This is a genomic window from Arthrobacter sp. Z1-15, from assembly GCF_054792395.1.
Genome location: NZ_CP096454.1, coordinates 1,387,093 through 1,406,677, shown reverse-complemented (window position 1 = coordinate 1,406,677; position 19,585 = coordinate 1,387,093). Strand labels below are relative to the sequence as shown.

General features: G+C 66.0%; 16 protein-coding genes and 1 pseudogene. 7 read left to right on the top strand and 10 right to left on the bottom strand.

Translation table 11 applies throughout. The annotated features are described in order from the left end of the window. Positions 1-17: 17 nt before the first annotated feature. The 5 genes from M1D40_RS06470 to dinB form a co-directional block, all read right to left on the bottom strand. On the bottom strand, positions 18-731 hold the full coding sequence (locus M1D40_RS06470; RefSeq protein WP_461170590.1) for an FtsB/FtsL family cell division protein: 714 nt from the start codon (positions 729-731) through the stop codon (positions 18-20). Next, the gene (gene rsmH / locus M1D40_RS06465; protein WP_461170589.1) at positions 728-1,726 is read right to left on the bottom strand and encodes a 16S rRNA (cytosine(1402)-N(4))-methyltransferase RsmH; all 999 of its coding nucleotides are present in this window, start codon (positions 1,724-1,726) and stop codon (positions 728-730) included. Before rsmH ends, M1D40_RS06470 begins: the two co-directional genes overlap by 4 nt. Positions 1,727-1,927: 201 nt before the next feature. After that, the gene (mraZ, locus tag M1D40_RS06460; protein WP_341392563.1) at positions 1,928-2,359 is read right to left on the bottom strand and encodes a division/cell wall cluster transcriptional repressor MraZ; all 432 of its coding nucleotides are present in this window, start codon (positions 2,357-2,359) and stop codon (positions 1,928-1,930) included. Between the two features lie 289 nt (positions 2,360-2,648). Next, positions 2,649-3,032 (bottom strand): DUF3040 domain-containing protein, encoded by a 384-nt coding sequence (locus M1D40_RS06455; protein ID WP_341392562.1) that lies wholly within the window; start codon positions 3,030-3,032, stop codon positions 2,649-2,651. Positions 3,033-3,256: 224 nt separating this feature from the next. After that, positions 3,257-4,471 carry a DNA polymerase IV gene (gene dinB / locus M1D40_RS06450; RefSeq protein ID WP_461171017.1) on the bottom strand — a complete coding sequence of 405 codons (1,215 nt, stop codon included), beginning with the start codon at positions 4,469-4,471 and terminating at the stop codon, positions 3,257-3,259. Positions 4,472-4,595: 124 nt separating this feature from the next. Between dinB and M1D40_RS06445 the strand changes: the two genes are divergently transcribed. Further along, complete coding sequence (locus tag M1D40_RS06445; RefSeq protein ID WP_341392560.1) at positions 4,596-5,174, top strand: hypothetical protein; 579 nt, start codon at positions 4,596-4,598, stop codon at positions 5,172-5,174. A gap of 6 nt (positions 5,175-5,180) precedes the next feature. Then, positions 5,181-6,290 (top strand): polyprenyl synthetase family protein, encoded by a 1,110-nt coding sequence (locus M1D40_RS06440; protein ID WP_461170588.1) that lies wholly within the window; start codon positions 5,181-5,183, stop codon positions 6,288-6,290. A gap of 181 nt (positions 6,291-6,471) precedes the next feature. On the opposite strand, the gene M1D40_RS06435 is transcribed toward M1D40_RS06440, so the two are convergent. Beyond that, a complete protein-coding gene (locus tag M1D40_RS06435; RefSeq protein ID WP_461171016.1) occupies positions 6,472-6,792 on the bottom strand; it encodes an Rv2175c family DNA-binding protein in 321 nt (106 codons plus the stop codon). Positions 6,793-7,097: 305 nt separating this feature from the next. Here M1D40_RS06435 and M1D40_RS06430 point away from each other — a divergent pair, with 305 nt between their 5' ends. Continuing rightward, positions 7,098-8,378, top strand: a complete 1,281-nt coding sequence (locus M1D40_RS06430; protein ID WP_461170587.1) for a lytic transglycosylase — start codon at positions 7,098-7,100, stop codon at positions 8,376-8,378. An 88-nt stretch (positions 8,379-8,466) separates the two neighbouring features. After that, the gene (locus M1D40_RS06425; RefSeq protein WP_461170586.1) at positions 8,467-10,656 is read left to right on the top strand and encodes a Stk1 family PASTA domain-containing Ser/Thr kinase; all 2,190 of its coding nucleotides are present in this window, start codon (positions 8,467-8,469) and stop codon (positions 10,654-10,656) included. 99 nt (positions 10,657-10,755) lie between these two features. Here M1D40_RS06425 and M1D40_RS06420 read toward each other — a convergent pair whose 3' ends face one another. Both M1D40_RS06420 and M1D40_RS06415 read right to left on the bottom strand, forming a co-directional pair. Next, positions 10,756-12,150 (bottom strand): class II 3-deoxy-7-phosphoheptulonate synthase, encoded by a 1,395-nt coding sequence (locus tag M1D40_RS06420; RefSeq protein ID WP_461170585.1) that lies wholly within the window; start codon positions 12,148-12,150, stop codon positions 10,756-10,758. 507 nt (positions 12,151-12,657) lie between these two features. Continuing rightward, positions 12,658-13,332 (bottom strand): annotated as a pseudogene (locus M1D40_RS06415) (lysophospholipid acyltransferase family protein); the annotation flags it as partial. Between the two features lie 167 nt (positions 13,333-13,499). On the opposite strand from M1D40_RS06415, the gene M1D40_RS06410 reads away from it, so the two are divergent. Both M1D40_RS06410 and M1D40_RS06405 read left to right on the top strand, forming a co-directional pair. Next, positions 13,500-14,261 carry an alpha/beta hydrolase gene (locus tag M1D40_RS06410; RefSeq protein ID WP_461170584.1) on the top strand — a complete coding sequence of 254 codons (762 nt, stop codon included), beginning with the start codon at positions 13,500-13,502 and terminating at the stop codon, positions 14,259-14,261. Beyond that, the gene (locus M1D40_RS06405) at positions 14,258-14,881 is read left to right on the top strand and encodes a hypothetical protein (protein ID WP_461170583.1); all 624 of its coding nucleotides are present in this window, start codon (positions 14,258-14,260) and stop codon (positions 14,879-14,881) included. The genes M1D40_RS06410 and M1D40_RS06405 overlap by 4 nt, the downstream gene beginning before the upstream one ends. Before the next feature lie 75 nt (positions 14,882-14,956). Here the strand turns inward: M1D40_RS06405 and M1D40_RS06400 are convergent, their stop codons facing one another. Continuing rightward, entirely contained in the window at positions 14,957-15,964 is a 1,008-nt protein-coding gene (locus tag M1D40_RS06400) for an ROK family glucokinase (protein ID WP_341392552.1), read from the bottom strand. A gap of 216 nt (positions 15,965-16,180) precedes the next feature. Between M1D40_RS06400 and M1D40_RS06395 the strand changes: the two genes are divergently transcribed. Then, entirely contained in the window at positions 16,181-17,989 is a 1,809-nt protein-coding gene (locus M1D40_RS06395) for an AMP-dependent synthetase/ligase (RefSeq protein ID WP_341392551.1), read from the top strand. 69 nt (positions 17,990-18,058) lie between these two features. On the opposite strand, the gene M1D40_RS06390 is transcribed toward M1D40_RS06395, so the two are convergent. Next, on the bottom strand, positions 18,059-19,492 hold the full coding sequence (locus tag M1D40_RS06390) for a mycothione reductase (protein WP_461170582.1): 1,434 nt from the start codon (positions 19,490-19,492) through the stop codon (positions 18,059-18,061). Positions 19,493-19,585: the final 93 nt, after the last annotated feature.

Here is a 19,585-nt window from a genome sequence, read left to right as displayed (position 1 = left end):
TCACTGCTCGGTAAAGATTAGTATCCGCTTCTCTGGACCGGAACCGGAATGGTTCCGCCGTTCAGATTTGCTTCCTGTTCGGCCGGAGCCGTGTCTGCTCCGGCCGGTTCGCCGGCTGCCGCGGCCGCTGCTTCGGCGGCAGCGGCTTCCCGCGCTTCGGCTGCCCGGACCGACTCTTCCGCGGCCGGCGCAGGATCCGCGCCCGCCGGTGCTATCGGCTGGGTCAGCACGTTGGGCGCATCAATCAGGACACCCGGAGGAGTATCTTCCTCCGCCGGCACGGGATTGCCCGTCACGGCAAGGGTCTGCAGATCGATGCTGCCGAAAGTCGAGGAAGTGACCATGCCCAGGTCTGCGGCTGCTGCCGCCAGCACCTGGGGGGCCTGGTGGTTTTCCAGCTGCTGGGTCAGTGCTTCATTGCGCTGTGCCAGCTCGGTCCGTTCATTCTGCAGCTGGACCAGCTGGTACTGGCCGCTGGAGACCGAGATATTCAGCAGCAGCACCGCTCCCAGCCCCAGGATGAGGGCAAAAAAGCAAAAGATGAAGAGCGGCGCGCGGCGGCGGCTATTCGAAGCAGGCACCACTGACAGGGGCGTCCGGCGGCGGGGTGCGGAGGGTGCCGGCGCCGAGCGGGGGCTCGGGGACCAGTCCAGCGCCCGGGCGGTGTTGCCGTGGGTTGCCCGGCGGACGGCACCAGCGGGTGCGTGCGGCCGTGTCTGTACCTGCGTCATGATCCTGCCCTGTCACTTGCGGTGCGGATACGTTCCACGGCCCGCAGCTTGGCGGAGGCGGCACGGGGGTTTTCGGCAATTTCAGCGTCGGTGGGAACCTCTGTTCCCTTGGTCAGCCGCTGCAGCTGGGCCTTGTGCTCGTCAAGTTCCACCGGGAAGCCCTTGGGTGCGGAGGAGCGTGCGCCGGCGGCAAAAACGCCCTTGACGATTTTGTCCTCCAGCGAATGGTAGGACATGACCACTACCCGGCCGCCGAGTTTCAGCACGGAAAGGGCTGCGGGGATGGCGCGCTCCAGCACGTCCAGTTCCTCGTTGACTTCAATGCGCAGCGCCTGGAAGGTCCGCTTGGCCGGGTGTCCCCCGGTCCGCGCGGCGCCCGCGGGCACCACCGTGCGGATGGCGTCAACCAACTCGCCTGTGGTGCTGAAGGGTTTTCCGGCGCGGGTCGACACGATGGCAGAGGCTATCCGGCCCGCAAACTTCTCTTCACCCCACTTGCGGATGATCGCCACGAGGTCCGACTCGCTGTACGTATTAACGATGTCGGCCGCGGTGCGCCCGCGGCTGGTGTCCATCCGCATGTCCAGCGGTGCGTCATAGGAATAGGCGAAGCCGCGGTCGCGCTCGTCTAGCTGCAGGGACGATACGCCCAGGTCGAAGAGTGCGCCGTCAATGCCGTCGAAGCCCAGATCAGTGACGACGTCGGCAATCTCGTCATACACGGCGTGCACCAGGTCAATACGGTCCTGGAAGGGGGAAAGCCGTTCTCCCGCCAGTGCCAGGGCCTGCCGGTCGCGGTCGATGCCTATCACGTGGAGCTGCGGGAACCGCGCCAGCATGGCTTCGGTGTGGCCGCCCATGCCAAGAGTGGCATCCACGACGACGGCGGAACCGTGCTCGGCAACTGCTTTCTCAATGGCCGGAGCCAGCAGATTAATGCAGCGGTCACGCAGCACCGGAACATGCCGTTCTTCGGTAGGGCGTTCTTCGCTCATCTGCTGTCCTTCCGCGTCCAGGGACGGCGGCGTAGTTCTTATATCAGACCCCCATCCGCGCCTCACGCTGCCTGCGCCTGGCTCCGGGGAAGTGAGTCAGGTGCCGGCCTTGCGGGGCGGCTGGAGATCTCATGCAAGAAACCGCTGCGGTCCGGTCTCTGTCTGATGGGTATTCGGTAGTGCTGTTGCCGTTGTGCTGATTTAGAAGAGGCCGGGCATGGTGTCCTCGTCGGTTTCGGAGAACGCCGTTTCCTGCTCTTCAAGGTAGGTTTGCCACGCTGTTGCGTCCCAGATTTCCGCCCTTGTTCCTGCACCGATCACGGCCAGTTCACGACCGAGTCCGGCGTAGGTCCGCAGTGCCGGCGGAATCGTAATCCGGCCCTGCTTATCCGGGACCTCATCGGACGCTCCCGACAGAAAGACCCGAATGTAGTCCCGCGCCTGACGCGAGGAAAGCGGAGCTTCCCGCATCTGCTCGTGGACCCGTTCGAATTCCTTCTGGCTGAACACGTAAATGCAGCGTTCCTGGCCCCTTGTCAGCACCAGTCCCTCAGCCAGTTCCTCGCGGAACTTGGCCGGCAGAATGAGCCGCCCCTTTTCGTCAAGGCGAGGTGAATGTGTTCCGAGGAACATCAGTCACCACCCGTCTGATTGGAAGAAGTTCCTCCTGCACCGCCCCTACGCTCTTATAGCCTCCACTTTACTCCACTTCCCTCCACAGTCAACGCTAGGGAGGGTCAGTTTGCGGCGCGCCGCGCCTTTTCTTCCGCGGAACGGCGCGGAAGAAGGCGGGTGGAGGACGAATGGCGGAAAAAGGCCGCACGGGGTGTCGCCGTCAGCGGCCGTTAACGACAAAAGACCCGCCGCAGCGGGTCTTTTTCGGATCTAGCGGACCGGTGGAGGAATGTGGAGCACCCGGTGGTTACTGATCGCGCTTGCGCTCATCCCACTTATTCTCCAGATTGCTCATGAAGTTCTTGGAGGAACTTGCCTCGCGCTCTTTCCGGCGCGCCGGCGAGCTGACCTGCGCTCCCCGCTTTCCGCGGGTGGTCGCGTAGTACACACCGGAACCCATCACCAGGAACCCAAGCACTCCCAGGATCAGGCTGACCGGCATTTCCATGGACACCCCGCGGAGGAGCAGTGCAATACCTGCCACTGCGACCAGGGCTCCGATCACAATCCGCCGGGTCGAAATGCCGGCGCCGGCCGGCGTCGCCATCGAATTCGCAAACTTGGGGTCCTCGGCGTGTAACTGCTGCTCCAACTGGTCCAGCAAGCGCTGCTCGTGTTCCGAGAGTGCCATTACTGCCTCCTTGCGGTCCGAAATTCTCTGTAACCCAACCAACGATCCCGGTACCGGGGCGGTTCCCGCCCCGAACCCCGGATACTGCGGAGATTCCCCGGGACGTTCCGGGACTCCGCCGGGACCCGTAACCCGGGCAGAACGCGTGTTGTGCTTACGTCTTAGGATAGGTGGCATTCCGATCCGGGGAAAGCGGTGGAGGCAGTGCGGGTACACCTTTCCGCCTAGGGCTTAGCCCGGGGCTCTTCTGACCCCGGGCCCTGACCCGATCCGCGCTCCGTGCGGGTCCTGCGGGAGGGATCCAGGAGCCGGGCGGGCATGACGCCGAGCTCGCCGAACCGGGCGTTGATCTTGTCCAGCGTGTCTTCGGCGGACCGCCAGTTGTCGTCGCGCCCGTCAAGGGTCAGCTGGACCGCAGCACCCTCCGCCGGTTCCAGGCGCTCGGTCCGAAGTCCGATCAGGCGGACGCTCATCCGCCGAGCTCCGAGGGCTGTGAGCAGCGCACGCGTTTCTTCATAAATCAGCTGGGCGCTGTCCACCGGTTCGCGCAGCGTGCGGGTGCGCGTGAGGGTGGAGAAGTCGGCGTAACGCAGCTTCAGGGAGACCGCGCGGCACTGCAGGCCGGCAGCCCGCAGCCGGGCCGCCGTTTTGTGCGCCAGCCGGAGCAGCTCCGTGTGCAGCGTTTCGTCGTCGGACACGTCCCGGGCGAACGTTTCCTCCGCGCCGATGCTCTTTTCCTGCCGCACCGGGGTGACGCTGCGCGGGTCCCTCCCCCACGCCAGTTCGTAAACATACTCGCCGGTGGCTCCGAGCAGGCGCTTGAGGACGCTGACCGGTGTGCGCGCCACGTCCTCGACCGAGGAGATCCCCACGCGGGCCAGCGTTTCCCGCGTCTTGGCACCGACGCCCCACAGGGCCGAGACATCCAGGGTATGCAGATAGGCCACGGTCTCGCTGCGCGGGATCAGCAGGAGTCCGTCCGGTTTAGACCGGGTGGAGGCGATTTTGGCCACGAACTTGGTGGCGGCAATACCCACGCTGGCCGTGATGCCGAGCTCCGCCGCCACGCGCCGCCGAATGAGTTCACCGATGGCCCGCGGGGGTCCAAGCAGCCGCATGGCACCGGCAATGTCCAGGAAGGCCTCATCCACGCTGAGCGGTTCCACCAGCGGCGTGATGGATTCGAAGATCCCCATAAGGCGCCCCGACACCTCGCGGTAGTCCTCCTGGTGCGGTTCCAGAATGACCGCCTGCGGACACTGTCTGTAGGCCACGGACATTGGCATGGCGGAATGGACACCGTACCGCCGTGCTTCATAGGACGCCGACAGAACGACGCTCCTGCCGCCGAGGCCGCCCACAATGATCGGCCGGCCCGCCAGCTCGGGGCGCTTCAGCAGTTCCACCGAGACGTAGAAGGCGTCCATGTCCACGTGCATGATGGTGCAGTCGCGGTTTTCGCTGGGGCCGTTGCTCACTCCTTCATGGTAGACAACGGGCCCGACGTTTTCGTTTCGCCTAGACTGGGGACCAGATCCTGACCCCCACAAGATGCGGACACCCATGAAGAAGCCCCTGATCGCACTGACCGCTGCCGCCCTCCTGCTGGCCGCGTCCGCCTGCACCCCGGACACCGAATCCACTGACGGCGGTACCGCGGAGTCCTCGGCGGCAGCGTCGCCGTCGGGAGAAGCATCGGCCTCCCCGTCTGCTTCCCCGTCGCCGTCCGCTTCGGCTTCCGGGTCCGCCTCCCCCGGCGCATCGGCCTCCCCCGGCAGCTCGGCCAGCCCCTCGGGGACCGCAACCAGCACTGCCATCGCGGAAGGATTCCCCACCGACATCGTCTCGGTGCTGCCGGGCTCCACCCCGCTGTCCACCAGCTTTGAAGAGACCCCGGAGCTGTACACCGCGTCGCTGACCGCTTCCACCGACACATCGGTGGAAGAGATCCTGGCCTACTACGCGCAGAAGTTTGAAGCCCAGGGCTTTACCTCCGGCAAGGTCGAGAAGCAGGGAACGGCAACCCTGCAGCAGTTCGTCCGCTCCGGCGGCAGCGACACGGCCAATGTAACGGTTGTGCCGGCTGACAACGGCAGCACCTACACGGCCAGCATCAATACGCTTCCCGAGTCAGCCAAGTAGGCCGGCATGGGGAATGTCCTTCCCGCCGCGGAGGCGGCCGCAGTTCGCGAACAGGCAGAATACCGGAAGCTCCTGGGCAGCGAACTGGACGCTTTCCTTGCTGAGCAGCAGACGGTGCTCCAAGACGTCTCGATGGAATCACTTCCGCTTCTGGACGCCGTCTCCTCCCTGGCCCAGGGCGGGAAGCGACTGCGCGCACTCCTTAGCTACTGGGGCTGGCGCGGCGCCGGCGGCCCTGAACTGGGAGGAGCTGCAGTGCGGGCGGGCGTGGCCCTGGAACTGTTCCAGAGTGCTGCCCTGATCCACGACGACATCATTGACCGGTCCGACACGCGCCGCGGCGGACCCAGCGTCCACCGGCGGTTCAGCACCGCCCACAGCGAGGCGGCCTGGCACCTGGACGGGACCCACTTCGGTTCTTCCGCAGCCATCCTCGCCGGAGATCTGTGCCTGTCGCTGAGTGAGGAAATGTTCTCCGCCGTGGGCGCGCAGGCAGCACACGGCACGCCGGCCCGGAGGATCTTCAACCGGATGCGCACCGAGGTCATGGCCGGCCAGTACCTGGACATCCTGGAAGAAGTGGTGGGACCCACGCACCAGCCCGAGCGCGCCGTCGTCCGGGCCCGCAACATTCTCCGCTTCAAGTCGGCGAAATACACCACCGAACATCCCCTGACCCTGGGCGGCGCGCTGGCCGGGGCCTCCCAGGACCTGCTGGACTGGTACTCGCGTTTTGCCCTTCCCCTCGGGGAAGCGTTCCAGCTGCGCGACGACGTTCTGGGCGTCTTCGGCGACCCGGAGCAGACCGGCAAGCCCGCCGGTGATGACCTGCGTGAAGGCAAGCGCACCGTGCTGATTGCCTACGCCCTGTCACTCGGCGGCCCCTCCGCCCGGGACACGATAGCTTCCGCCCTCGGCCGCGCCGACCTGGACGACGACGGCGTGGCAAGGCTGCGCGGAATCATCGAGGAATCCGGCGCCCTGGCCGCCACGGAAGCCCTCATCGAGGGCCACACCCGGGCAGCCTTTGACGCCCTGGAGCAGATGCCGGTTGACGACGTGGCCCGTGCGGCCCTGACCGCACTGGCCCATGCAGCGGTAACCCGGACGGCCTGATCCCGCCGCGGGCCGCACCCGGCCCGCACATCATCAGGATCAGAACGCAAAACAGCAGCGGCTCCCGTTGGACGGGAGCCGCTGCTGTTTTATTTATTACCGCGTTTTTTATTGCTCCATATATGCTGCGTTATCTGTTCTGCGTTATCTGCCGCTGCATATATATATATGGGGTCCTGTGCTACCAGCCCAAGGCCTGGGCGCGGCGGCGGATTTCGGTTTTCCGCCCCTCGCGCAGGGCATCCACCGGGCGGCCCGGCAACGAGTCATCCGCAGTAAACAGCCAGCGGATCATTTCCTCGTCGTTGTAGCCGGCATCAATAAGCACGGAAATTGTGCCCTTCAGGCTGTCCAGGACAGCGCCGTCGGCCACGAAGGCAGCCGGGATGCTGCGGATCTTCCGCTCCCCGAGCCGCACGGCTACAAGCGCACGCTCTTCGAGCATGCTGTGCACCTTGGTAATGGAAACACTCAGTTGTTCAGCCACATCGGGCAGGGTCATCCAGTCGGAAACAAGTTCCTCAAGTTCAGTCACAGTCCTAGGTTCCCACGAGAACCCCGTTTAGAGCCACTTCCGGGCCGTTGTACAACCGGAATACATGTTTTGCATCTACTCAGGTATGGACCTGAAGCCTCGGTAGTGTAAATTCGCTTACGTCACAGAAAACACTTCTGTCACGCTCGCACCACTACTTGTACATGGTCGAGTTGCGGTAAAGGCCGCGCCGTCTACAGATGAGGAAACAACCCTTTATGACTGCTCAGTCGATTCAGGGAAGCAATTCCCCGCGTTCCAGCTCCAGGGGAATGCCCCGCAAACTGAGTGTTGCGGTAACCACCGCGGCGATCCCTGCCGTGATGATGTCAGCACTCGCGCTTGCCGAACCGGCACAGGCAGCCCCCGTCGGTCCGAACGCCGCCCTCTTCCCGCAGCTTCCCCTGCAGGCGATCAAGAATCTGACTGCGGGAACCGCCGGTGTTGTTGCCCCGTCGCAGCTGGCTGCTCAGATTCCCTTCACGATTGCAGCCGAGTCCAGCGTGCCGTCGGTTCACCGCATTGAAGCGGGCGACACCGTCAGCTCCATCGCTGCCCGATACGGCCTGGCCGTGGACGAAGTGCTCCGCGTGAACAATTTGCAGAGCAGCTCGCTCATCTTCGCCGGCGAGGAACTGCGCCTGCCGACCGGGGTCTCTTCAGCTCCGGATGCAGCCCCCTCGGCGCCGTCGGGCACCTACACCGTGGAAGCCGGCGACACCCTCAGCGGGATCGCTGCCTCCCACGGCGTCAGCCTCGACAGCGTTCTGGCAGCCAATAACCTCACCCTCACCTCGATGATCCGTCCCGGCCAGGAAATTGCCCTCTCCGGCGGATCCGCCGCCGGAGAGGCCGCACCCGCGGCAGCCGCAGCGGGAAGCCACACCGTCGCGGCCGGTGACACGCTGACCGGGATCGCCGCGCGCCACAACGTCAGCCTTTCGGCTCTCATGTCCGCCAACGGCATGGACGACGGCTCGGTCCTGTACCCCGGAGACACCGTGGCACTTCCCGGCGCCGGCGTGACCACGCTCGGCGCAGCGCCGGCGGAGGCCGCTCCGGCCGACCTGGTTCCCAATACGTTCCTCCACTACACGTATCCGGACCACGTGGTCGCAGACGCAAATGCCAACAAGCATGCGCTGAACGCCGCCTCAGTACCGAGCCGCGCGGACATGCAGCAGATCGTGGCCCAGACGGCGGCTCAGATGGGTGTTGATCCGGCACTGGCCATGGCCTTCTCCTTCCAGGAGTCCGGCTTCGACCAGAGTGCCGTCTCCCCCGCCAACGCCATCGGTGCCATGCAGGTCATCCCGAGCTCCGGCGACTGGGCCTCAGACCTGGTGGGCCGCCAGCTGAACCTGCTGGACCCCTATGACAATGCCACTGCCGGGGTTGCGATCATCAGCTCGCTCATCCGCACCAGCGACAGCCTCGAAACGGCAGTCGCCTCCTACTACCAGGGCCAGTACTCGGTAACGACCCAGGGCATGTTTGAGGACACGCGCGGCTACGTGGCCTCCGTCCTGGCGCACCGGCAGTCCTTCTCCTAGCAGGACCGCACCGCATGGCGCGGGGAGGGCAGGGCCCGGATCGGGTGTCGATCCGGGCCCTGCCCTTTTGCGCACGTAGGATCGTAGAGTGCATGAATCCGTGAATGACCCCCTCGTTGGCACCGTAGTGGATGACCGCTACCGGGTGCTCTCCCGTATTGCCCGCGGAGGAATGTCCACCGTCTATCTGGCCACTGACCTGCGGCTGGACCGTGATGTGGCCCTGAAGGTGCTGTATCCGCACCTGGCTGCGGACCGCGGCTTCCTTGACCGGTTCGAACGCGAGGCAAAGTCCGCCGCCCGGCTCTCCCACCCGCACGTCGTCGGCGTCCTGGACCAGGGCTTCGCCGACAACCTCGCCTATTTGGTGATGGAGTATGTTCCCGGCAAGACGCTGCGCGAGCTCCTGGAAGCCCGCACCCGCCTGACACCGCGGCTGGCCCTGGCCCTGCTGGATGCGGTTGTGGACGGCCTGGCTGAAGCCCACGATGCCGGAATGATCCACCGCGATGTGAAGCCCGAGAATGTGCTGCTCGCAGACAACGGCAGCATCAAGATTGCCGACTTCGGCCTGGCCCGCGCTGTCTCCACCAGCACCAACACCGGAACCCTGGTGGGAACCGTCGCCTATCTGGCACCGGAGCTGGTCACCGGCACCGGCGCCGATGAGCGAAGCGATGTTTACTCGGCCGGCATCATGCTTTACGAAATGCTCACCGGCCGCCAGCCCTTCACCGGCACGGCACCTATCCAGATCGCTTTCCAGCATGTCCACTCCACTGTTCCCGCACCGTCGGCGGCATGCCCCGGCCTGGCCTCCGACCTGGATGAGCTGGTCCGCTGGTGCACCGATCCCGACCCGGACAATCGTCCCGTGGACGGCAAGGCGCTTTTAGGCGAGCTCCGCCATATCCGGACCTCGCTGACCGACGAGCAGCTCGATTTCCACTGCCCCGAACCGGCCGGGCAGCAGCATCCGTCCGCTTCAGGTGCCACCGAAGCCCTCGATGCGGGCGCCGCTACGGCGCTGCCGCGGCCGCCCGCCGGCGCCACCGAAGTGATTTCCCCTGCGGGGGCTGCAGCTGCAGCCGGAACCGGCGCATACCCCACGGAGGTCATTCGACGTTCCGACAACGCGACCACTGTCTTTCCGTCCGGAGGCGGGGGAACCGGGGATCGGCACTTCGGGCCCGCAGACCCCGGCGGCTATCCGGCCGGCGACCCGGATGGGGAACACCCGGGTGACGACGACGCCCACGGCGGCTCCGAGCGCCCGGAGGCCGGATCCCGCACGGATCGGCGGCAGGCGCGCCGGGAGGCCAAAGCCGTTGAGCGCCGGTCCAGCCGCGACGCGCACCGCCCCGAGGTGTCCCTGCGCCGCGGGCGGCCGCGGCGGCGCGGAGCCCTTTTGCTCGTGCTGTCCGTACTGCTCATCGCCGCTGCCATTTTCACCGGCTGGTTTTTCGGCCGCGGACCGGGCGCCGTCGTCACTGTCCCCGATGTTGCCAATGTTTCCCGGGAGGCAGCCGGAGCGCTGCTGCGCGGGGAAGGACTGCAGTACTCGACCAGCGAAATCCATGACGAAATTGTCGCCGCCGGACTCGCCGTGGGCACGGACCCCGATGCTCCGGCTGAAATCCGGCGGTTCCAGCCGGTGACGCTGCTGATCAGCAAAGGGCCCGAACTCTTTGATGTCCCCAACGTGGTGCAGCGGACTGCAGAGGCGGCGTCGGAGAACATCACGGACGCCGGGCTCAGCGTGGGCGCCGTCACCGAGGAATACAGTGAGACCGTGGACGCCGGCACGGTGATCAGCCAGTTCCCCGCCCCCGACACCCAGCTGCGGCGGGATACAGCTGTGAACATAGTCGTTTCGCTCGGGCCTGCTCCGGTGGAAGTTCCCTCCGTCGTTGGCAAGTCGGAGGACGAAGCCGTGGCGCTGCTCGAGGACGCCGGCCTCACGGCTGAGGTCCTCCCCGAGCAGGTGAACAGCCGTGATATTCCGGCCGGAGCAGTGGCCGTCCAGACGCCGGCGTCCGGCCTGGTGGAACGCGGTTCGCCGGTAACGCTGACCGTTTCCAAGGGCCCGGTCATGGTGCAGGTGCCCAGCGTCGTCCGCCAGTCCCCGGACGAGGCACGGGCACAGCTCGAAGGCCTTGGTTTCCAGGTCCAGATCAACGAGCTGCTGGGCGGGCTCCTCGGCATTGTGCAGTCGCAGGATCCCTCCGGCGGGTCCATGACCCCCGAGGGATCCGTAGTCACCCTGCGGGTCGTTTAGCGCGGTGTAGTGGCTTCGTCCCGGGACCCGGGACGGAAGAGGGGACGGCCCGGGATATTTCCCGGACCGTCCCCTCAGTGCTGCGGTGCCTGCTGCCGGCTAACCCTGGCGGGAGAGCGCCCCGGCCACCAGGAACGCCATTTCCAGTGACTGCATGTGGTTCAGGCGCGGGTCGCAGACGGACTCGTAGCCCTCAACAAATGCCTCCTGGTCGATGGGATCGGCGCCGCCCAGGCACTCGGCGACGTCGTCGCCGGTCATTTCCACGTGCAGGCCGCCCGGGAAGGTGCCCAGCGAGTTATGCACTTCAAAGAAGCCGCGGACTTCGTCCATCACGTCGTCGAAGTTGCGTGTCTTGTAGCCGTTGGGAGAGGTAACCGTATTGCCGTGCATGGGGTCGGTGACCCACAGGACCTGGGCTCCGGAAGCGGTAACGCGTTCCACCAGCGGAGGCAGCTTCTCGCGGATGTTCCGGGCGCCCATGCGGGTAATGAACGTCAGCCGGCCCGGTTCGCGGTCCGGATCCAGCTTGTCGATCAGGGCCAGTGCGTCCTCGGGCTTGGTGCCCGGACCGAGCTTGACGCCAATCGGGTTGCGGACCTTGGACAGGAACTCCACGTGCGCCGAGTCGAGGTCGCGGGTCCGCTCCCCGATCCAGAGGAAGTGCGCCGAAGTGTCATACGGCTTCCCCGTGCGGGAATCGATGCGGGTCAGGGCACGCTCGTAGTCCAGCAGCAGCGCCTCATGGCTGGCGAAGAATTCCACGCGCTTGAGCGCTTCGAAATCCGCGCCGCAGGCATCCATGAAGCGCACGGCACGGTCGATTTCACGGGCCAGTGATTCGTAGCGCGAGTGGGCGGGATTGGCGGTGAAGCCCTTGTTCCAGTGGTGCACCAGCCGGAGGTCGGCAAAACCGCCCTGCGTGAACGCGCGGATGAGGTTCAGCGTCGAAGCTGACGTGTGGTAGGCACGGACCATCCGTGCCGGGTTGTGCTCGCGGGACTCGGGCGTGAAGTCATAGCCGTTGACCATGTCGCCGCGGTAGGCCGGCAGCGTCACACCTGCGCGGGTCTCGTCGTTTGACGAGCGCGGCTTGGCGAACTGCCCGGCCATCCGGCCCATCTTGATCACGGGCAGCGAAGCGCCGTAGGTCAGGACAACGGCCATCTGCAGGATGGTCTTCACCCGGGCACTGATCTTGTCGGCCGTTGCGGCATCGAACGTTTCCGCACAGTCTCCGCCCTGCAGCAGGAAGGCCTTGCCCTGGGCTGCGGCAGCCAGCCGGTCCCGGAGAATATCGACTTCTCCGGCAAAGACCAGCGGGGGAACCTTCGACAGTTCGGCCACTGCGGCCGGATAACCCGGATGGTCCTGCCACGACGGCTGCTGGAGTGCCGGCAGGGACCGCCAGTCATCGAGGCCGGGATACTCCGCCGCGCCCGGGCGTGGGACGGTGGAAAAATCTGACGCGTTGTCTACAGGAGTGTAAGTCACGTCTTTAAGGGTACTGTCTGCACCCCTCCGGGGCAGAAGCCGCACACCGCCCGGCGTAACCTGAGCGCCCTGGTCCGAAACACTCCCGGCAGGTGCCCGCAGGCCCCCGGCCGGTTAAGCGCTGTGGGGTTCGTTGCCCTCGGGTTCCACGCCCGCGGCGGCCGGCGGTGCGGCGGCCGGGGGAACCGGCGGAGTTTTCCGGCGGCGGCCAATGGTCGTGACGGTGCCGGGCTTTCGTACTGATTTCCGGGTGGGCGGGGCTGCGGTCTTCCCCTCCCGTGCTTCGGCAGGCACGGCCTCCGGTTCGGAAGCGGCCGAAGAGTTGGGGGTGCTCCCCGCACCTCCATCACTGGAATGCCCCGCTGCCGGGCGGGTCCGGCCACCGGGTTCCACGGCACGCGCGGCAACCGGACCGGATTCCCCCGCTGCTCCGCCGGGAGTGCCCGGATCGGGAAGGCGCACTGCCGCGCTGCGGGCCTCAGCTCCCTTGGAAACCTTGCGGGCCGCAGCCTGCTTTTCCTTCATGGTGCTCGCGTACACGTCCACGTATTCCTGGCCGGACAGGCGCATCAGCTCATACATGATTTCATCGGTTACGGAGCGCTGGATGAACCGGTCGTTCTCCATTCCGGCGTAGCGGGAAAAGTCCAGCGGCTCGCCGACAATGATCCCGATGCGGCGGATGTTGGGGATCTTCCGGCCGATCGGCTGGACCTTGTCGGTTCCGATCATCGCTACCGGAATAACCGGAACTCCTGTTTTCAGGACCAGCTTGGCAACACCGGTCTTTCCCCGGTACAGCCGACCGTCCGGGCTGCGCGTGCCTTCGGGATAGATTCCCAGCAGGCCGCCGTTTTCCAGGACGTCCACTCCGGCGCTGAGGGAACTTGCCGATGCCGCGCCGCCGGAACGGTCCATCGGCAGCTGGTTGGTGAGCCGGAAGAAGGCAGCCGTGAGCTTGCCCTTGAGGCCTTTTCCGGTGAAGTACTCCGACTTTGCCAGAAAGCTCACGGGACGCGGCACCGCGAGCGGCAGGAAGATCGAGTCCGAGAAGGACAAGTGGTTGCTCACCAGCACCGCCGGACCCGTTTCGGGCACGTTGTTCATGCCTTTGACCCAGGGCCTGAAGAGCAGATTGACCACCGGCCCGATGAAAATAGTCTTCATCACCCAATAGAACACGTAGCCAGCTCTCCCGTCCGGACATAACAAATCAGGGACCCGGTTTGGATTCCCCAACTCCTACTCTATGCGCCCACCCGGCCGCGCTGAATTTTGGAGCTCATCGGCATCGCAACTTTGGGCGCTGCAGGGGTGGAAAACACGCTGGTGGATGCAACCATAGTGTTATGACTTCCCCATCGGGCACGGCCGCGTTCACCAGTGACGGGCAAGGCGCCAACGCCGGCACCGGAGTGCTCCTGAGCCATGGCTTTACGGGTTCGCCCGTCAGCCTTGCGGCCTGGGCGCGGCATTTGTCCGATCAGGGGTACGCCGTGAGCCTTCCCCTGCTTCCGGGGCACGGAACCACCTGGCAGGAACTGGCCCGCACCCCCTGGGAGCTTTGGTACGACGCCTATGACCGCGCCTATCAGCAGCTCGAGGAGCGCACCGACCGGGTCTTCGCCGCCGGACTGTCCATGGGAGGAACGCTTGCCCTGCGGCTGGCAGCCCACCGTCCCGTCGCGGGAGTAACCGTGGTGAACCCGGGGCTGACCATAAACGACCCGCGGGCGCGGTATTCCGGGCTGTTGAAATACGTCATGAAGTCCGTCCCCGCAATTGCGAACAACATCAAGCGTGAGGGCCAGGATGAAGGCGCCTATCCGCGGACTCCGGTGGGCGGAGTGCACCAGCTGATGCGGCTGTTCCGGGATACGACGGCGGTGCTGCCGCGCATCACCGCGCCTGTCCTCGCCTTCCGGTCCACGGTGGACCCGGTGGTCCCGGAGTCCAGCATGGATGTCCTGCGGCGGTATTTGGGCAGCGGGCTGGAAGTGGTTTCGCTGGAAAACAGCTATCACGTGGCCACCATGGACCATGATGCACCCTTGATTTTTGACCGTTCCCATCAGTTCATCCAAAGGATCAGCGCAGGTGCTGCAGCATGAATGAACGCGAACCGGAACGCAACGAATCCACCGATGACGCCGTCTGGCTGGATTTGGTGGCCCGGCTGGAGAACATGCCGGCCGATGAAACGCACGGCGGCCGGGGCGCTCCGGGCCCCGGGACGGCGGAAGGCCCCCGGGGCACTCCGGGAGAGGCAGGCACAGTAACCGGCGCGCCTGCCGCCGGAACACCGCAGCCGCCCACGGGGACGGCAGGAAGCAGCGGCGAAACCGGCCAGCCGGACGCGGGAGCGGGCAGCTCCCCCGCCGGTTCGGGCCCCCGCTCCCCCGCCGAGCGCACCCGGGCCATTTTTGACAACCAGCCGTTTCGTCCCGTACCGCCGCGGGGGCCGCGCGACTATGACGAACCGGAAGAACTCGAGTCGGAGGGCGAATTTGTCCCGCCTGAGCCTCCGCCGTTCAGCACCGGCGAGCCACTTGTGGTCCTGGCCTGGATCGGGGCCCTGGGCGGGCCGCTCCTGCTGCTGCTGTTCGCCATGTTCTGGCGCGGCGCTCCCGTGGCGGTCATTCTGGGCGTGATTGCCCTCTTCGGGGCGTCTGCCGCGTATCTGCTCTTCCGGCTGCCGCAGCACCGCGATGACGACGGCGCCGCCGTCTAGGCCTCAGCGCAGGCCTGCCGGACCCGCTTCCGCGGTGCCGGCACAGCGTACGGCGGCTGCCGGTTGGTTCCGGTGTCAGCGCCGGGCAGCTATCCGGGACAGGTCAGCGGCACCGATCATGCCGGCAGCCGGCCCGAGGGCGGCCAGTTCGAGCCGCGCCGCGGGCCGGAACCCGCGGCCGGTCAGGTTGCGGGCAAAGGACCTGCGGGCGGGTTCCAGCAGCAGGTCGCCGGCGGCGCTCAGGCCGCCGCCGACAACAAACATTCCCGGATCCAGCGCGGCAGCAAGGTTGGCCAGCCCCAGCCCAAGCCACTGCCCCACCTCTTCCAGCAGCTCCACCGACGCCTGGTCGCCTTCGAGCGCCATCCGGGTTACCACTGCCCCGGTGATTTTGCCGATGTCTCCGTCCACGGCACGCAGCAGTTCCTGCGCCACCGGAGAATTCGCGGCAGCCAGTTCCCGTGCTTCCCGGCCCAGGGCATTTCCGGAAGCATACTGCTCCCAGCAGCCGCGGTTTCCGCACTCGCACCTCTGGCCGGAGGGCATGATGATCTGGTGGCCAAACTCGCCCGCTACGCCGAACCTTCCCCGCTCGAGCCGGCCGTCCATGATCATGGCACCGCCGATTCCGGTGCCCAGGGTCACGCAGACCATGCGGCTCTGTCCCAGGCCGGAGCCGAAGCGCCACTCAGCCCAGGCAGCGCCGTCGGCATCATTAACCAGATACACCCGGCGCCGCAGCAGCCGCTCGAGATTCTCGCGCAGCGGCTCGTTGCGCCAGGCCAGGTGGGGACTAAACAGCACGGTGCTGCCGGCCAGGTCCATCCAGCCGGCGGCGCCGATGCCTACGGACCAGACGTGGTGGTTGGCAGAGAGTTCACGCACCAGGTCCACGATGACGGATTCCACCTCGCGCGGATCCTGGCCGGGCGTGGAGCGGCGGGCCTCGGCAATAACCCGGCCGTCCCCGTCGACCAGCCCTGCCGCCACTTTGGTGCCGCCGATGTCAATGCCGATGGCCAGCCCGCGGCGGCGCATCCGGTTAGGCAACCGGATGGGACGGCGGGCGGGAAAGGGCTCCATGGCGCGGCGCTGCCAGAGAAGAGGGGCGGAACGGGGAACAGGCGCTGGGGTAACGGGACGCATCAACAACCAAGTGTATTCTTCGGCCGCTCCTGCCGCGAAAGCGTTATTGGTTCGAGAAGTTACTCACCGGTATTTAATGTGATCTACGCTATAGGCTGGGTGTTAATGTCTGCGCAAACGTCTGCCGGCCAGTCGGATATCAAAGGAGCTATCGTGCGTGAATACAGTGTTCCCCCTCTGGTGGAATCACCGTTGGAGTCCAACATCACCGATCTACTGCTGGAGCAGGCCGCCAAGCCCTCCAACCCGCCCCTGTTTTCGGTTCGGGGAGCGGACGGTGCCTGGGCTCCGGTTACCGCCACTGAGTTCCTGAAGGATGTCCGCGCCCTTGCCAAGGGGTTCGTCGCTTCCGGTGTCCAGCCGGGAGACCGGGTGGGCATCATGGCCCGCACCCGGTACGAGTGGACTCTGGTGGACTTTGCGCTCTGGTTTGCCGGCGCCGTCTCCGTCCCGATCTATGAAACGTCCTCGCCGTCCCAGGTCGCCTGGATCCTCAGCGACTCCGGAGCCGTCGGAGTGGTCGTCGAAGCTGCCCGCCACGAGAACGTGGTGCGCCAGGCGGCCGTCGAGGAAGACCTCGGGACGGTGAAGAACGTCTGGCAGATCGACGGCCCCGGACTCGATGAGCTGCGCACCGCCGGCGCGGCGGTTTCCGACGAGGAACTTGCCGCCCGCCGGTCCAAGGCCACGCTGGACGACACGGCCACCATTATTTACACCTCCGGGACCACCGGCCGGCCCAAGGGCTGCGAATTGACGCACGGCAACTTCGTGAACCTTTCCCGCAATGCCGCCGCGGCCCAGCCCGAGGTGTGCCGCGAGGGCGCGCAGACCATCATGTTCCTGCCCCTGGCCCATGTCTTCGCGCGGTTCATCTCGGTACTGTGCGTGGCCTCCGGCGCCACCGTGGCGCACACCGCCGACGTGAAAAACCTGCTGCCGGATCTGCAGAGCTACCGGCCCGATTTCCTGCTGGTGGTCCCCCGCGTCTTCGAGAAGGTCTACAACTCCTCCATGCTCAAGGCCGAAGACGGCGGCAAGGGCAAGATCTTCCACGCGGGCGCCAAGACCGCCATCGAATGGTCCAAGGCACAGGAAGCCGGCAAGGTCCCGCTGGGTCTCAAGGTCAAGCACGCCGTCTTCGACAGGCTTCTCTACGGGAAGATCCGGACTGCCATGGGCGGGCGGGTCAAGTATGCGATCTCGGGCGGCGCGCCGCTGGGCGACCGTCTGGGCCACTTCTTCCACGGAATCGGCGTGACGGTCCTGGAAGGCTACGGCCTGACCGAAACCACGGCTCCCGTTACCGTCAACACCCCCAAGCTGACCAAGATCGGCACCGTCGGCGCACCGCTGCCGGGCAACGCCGTGCGGATCGCCGACGACGGCGAGATCCTCACCAAGGGGGTCAGCGTCATGAAGGGGTACTACAACCGGCCGGACCTCACGGCCGACAACTTCACGGACGGCTGGTTCCACACCGGAGACATCGGCCGGCTGGATAACGACGGCTTCCTGAAAATCACCGGCCGCAAGAAGGAAATCATTGTCACCGCCAGCGGGAAGAACGTAATCCCGGCGGTCCTGGAGGACAGCATCCGCGCCGATGCCATTGTGTCCCAGTGTGTGGTGGTGGGCGACCAGCGGCCGTTCATCTCGGCCCTGATCACTTTGGACGAGGAGGCCCTGCCCGGCTGGCTGGAGCGCCACAAGCTGCCGGCCGGCACAACGGTGGCCGAAGCCGGGCAGACGGAACAGCTACAGCAGGAACTCCAGGCCCTGGTGGACTCGGCCAACAAGACCGTGTCCCAGGCCGAAGCCATTAAGGTCTTCCGCGTCGTCCCCTCGGATTTCACTGAGGCCAGCGGTCACCTGACGCCTTCGCTGAAGATCAAGCGGGCGCAGGTGCTGAAGGACTTCTCCGCCGTGGTGGAGGACATCTACAGCGGCCAGAAGGTCTAACAGCCGGCACAGGCCACAGCAGAAGGGCGGGTCCGGAATTCCGGACCCGCCCTTCTGCTGTGTTTGCGGCTACGCTGCGGTGCCTGCAGCGCGGCCTGCCGCGCCGGTCCGCAGCGACAGCAGCGCGTTCTCCACAACTTCCGTCAGGGCCGGATGAATCCAGTACTGGCCGGACGCCATGGTTGCGGCGTCCAGCCCGAAGGACATGGCCTGGATCAGGGGCTGAATCAGCATGGACGCCTCGTGGCCCATGATGTGCGCCCCAAGCAGCCTGCCGCTTTCCTTCTCAGCGAGCAGCTTCACGAAGCCCGTGGTGTCTTCCATCGCCCAGCCGTAGGCGGTGGATCCGTATTCCTGGACTGCCAGGGCCAGTTCCACGCCCCGGGATTCGGTGTCCCGGCGGGCCTCTTCCTCGGTCATGCCCACGGATGCTATCTGCGGGCTGCTGAAGACCGCCGAGGGCACAAACCTGTGGTCGCTCGCGCGAAGGTTGCCGGGATGCACCAGGTTATGCGAAACGGTCCGCGCCTCATGGTTGGCCACGTGCTTGAGCTGGAAGTCGCTGCTGACGTCTCCAAGCCCCCAGACGCCGTCGACCGGTTGGCCGTCCTTCAAGACACGCTGGAAGTCATCAACGGCCAGCCGGCCGTCCGGACGCAGGTCAAACCCTGCCGCGTCGACGCCGAGCCGGTCGGTGTTGGGGACGCGGCCGGTTGCCACCAGCACCAGGTCCACGTCGATCCCGGTTTCTCCCCCGGGCCCATGCAGCTGCGCCCGCACTGACCCGTCGGGATTCTCGGTCAGGGACGAGACCCGGGTGTCCAGCTGCACGTCCCACTGCCGCGAGGCAGCTTCGGTGAAGCGTTCCGAGACGGTGGCGTCCATCGCGCGCAGCAGCGGCCCCGAGCGCGCCGCCATGGTGACCTTGGCGCCGAATGCAGAAAAGACGAAACCGAATTCAGCTGCGATGTACCCGCCGCCGATAATGAGGATTCGTTCGGGGAGGTCGGGAATCCGCATTACGGTGTCCGAGCTGTGCACCTGCGGCAGGTCCATGCCCGGGATGTCCGGCAGCACCGGCCGGGAGCCGGCGGCCACCACGATCTGGTCGGCCGTAATCCGCTGCCCGTCCTCCGTTTCGAGGGCGTGTTCGCTGACGAACCGCACGTGCTGCTCATAGAGCGTGACGTTCTCCAACTCCTCGGCCCGGTAGCGGCGCCCGCCCTCCGAGATGGAGTCGATGCGGGTGAAGATCCGGTCGCGGATTTCCCGCCAGTGCACCTTCTCGAGGGTCTGGTCCACGCCCAGCCGCGCCGCGTCCGTGCCCGCTGCCGCGAGCTGGGCCGGATAGACAAACATTTTTGTGGGAATGCAGCCCACGTTCAGGCACGTCCCCCCGAAGGTGCCCCCGTCAATGACGGCGATCTTTTTGCCGTCCCAGTCGGGGGTGATCAGGGAATTGCCTGAGCCGGAGCCGATGATGGCCAAATCAAAATGAGTCACGGTTCCAGTCTAGAGCCGCCGAAGGTCCCGGGATCCTTCCGGATCCCGGGACCTTCAATTACCGGCACGCTGTCCGGGGACAGCCGGTACTCC

Bases quoted from the DNA above. Each gene is read 5' to 3' on its own strand.
- M1D40_RS06430 (WP_461170587.1), top strand. From the start codon at position 7,098: ATGCCCCGCAAACTGAGTGTTGCGGTAACCACCGCGGCGATCCCTGCC.
- M1D40_RS06445 (WP_341392560.1), top strand. From the start codon at position 4,596: ATGAAGAAGCCCCTGATCGCACTGACCGCTGCCGCCCTCCTGCTGGCC.
- M1D40_RS06405 (WP_461170583.1), top strand. From the start codon at position 14,258: ATGAATGAACGCGAACCGGAACGCAACGAATCCACCGATGACGCCGTC.
- mraZ (WP_341392563.1), bottom strand. From the start codon at position 2,359: ATGTTCCTCGGAACACATTCACCTCGCCTTGACGAAAAGGGGCGGCTC.
- M1D40_RS06470 (WP_461170590.1), bottom strand. From the start codon at position 731: ATGACGCAGGTACAGACACGGCCGCACGCACCCGCTGGTGCCGTCCGC.
- M1D40_RS06440 (WP_461170588.1), top strand. From the start codon at position 5,181: ATGGGGAATGTCCTTCCCGCCGCGGAGGCGGCCGCAGTTCGCGAACAG.
- M1D40_RS06410 (WP_461170584.1), top strand. From the start codon at position 13,500: ATGACTTCCCCATCGGGCACGGCCGCGTTCACCAGTGACGGGCAAGGC.
- M1D40_RS06435 (WP_461171016.1), bottom strand. From the start codon at position 6,792: ATGACCCTGCCCGATGTGGCTGAACAACTGAGTGTTTCCATTACCAAG.
- M1D40_RS06455 (WP_341392562.1), bottom strand. From the start codon at position 3,032: ATGGCACTCTCGGAACACGAGCAGCGCTTGCTGGACCAGTTGGAGCAG.
- rsmH (WP_461170589.1), bottom strand. From the start codon at position 1,726: ATGAGCGAAGAACGCCCTACCGAAGAACGGCATGTTCCGGTGCTGCGT.
- M1D40_RS06400 (WP_341392552.1), bottom strand. From the start codon at position 15,964: ATGGAGCCCTTTCCCGCCCGCCGTCCCATCCGGTTGCCTAACCGGATG.
- dinB (WP_461171017.1), bottom strand. From the start codon at position 4,471: ATGCACGTGGACATGGACGCCTTCTACGTCTCGGTGGAACTGCTGAAG.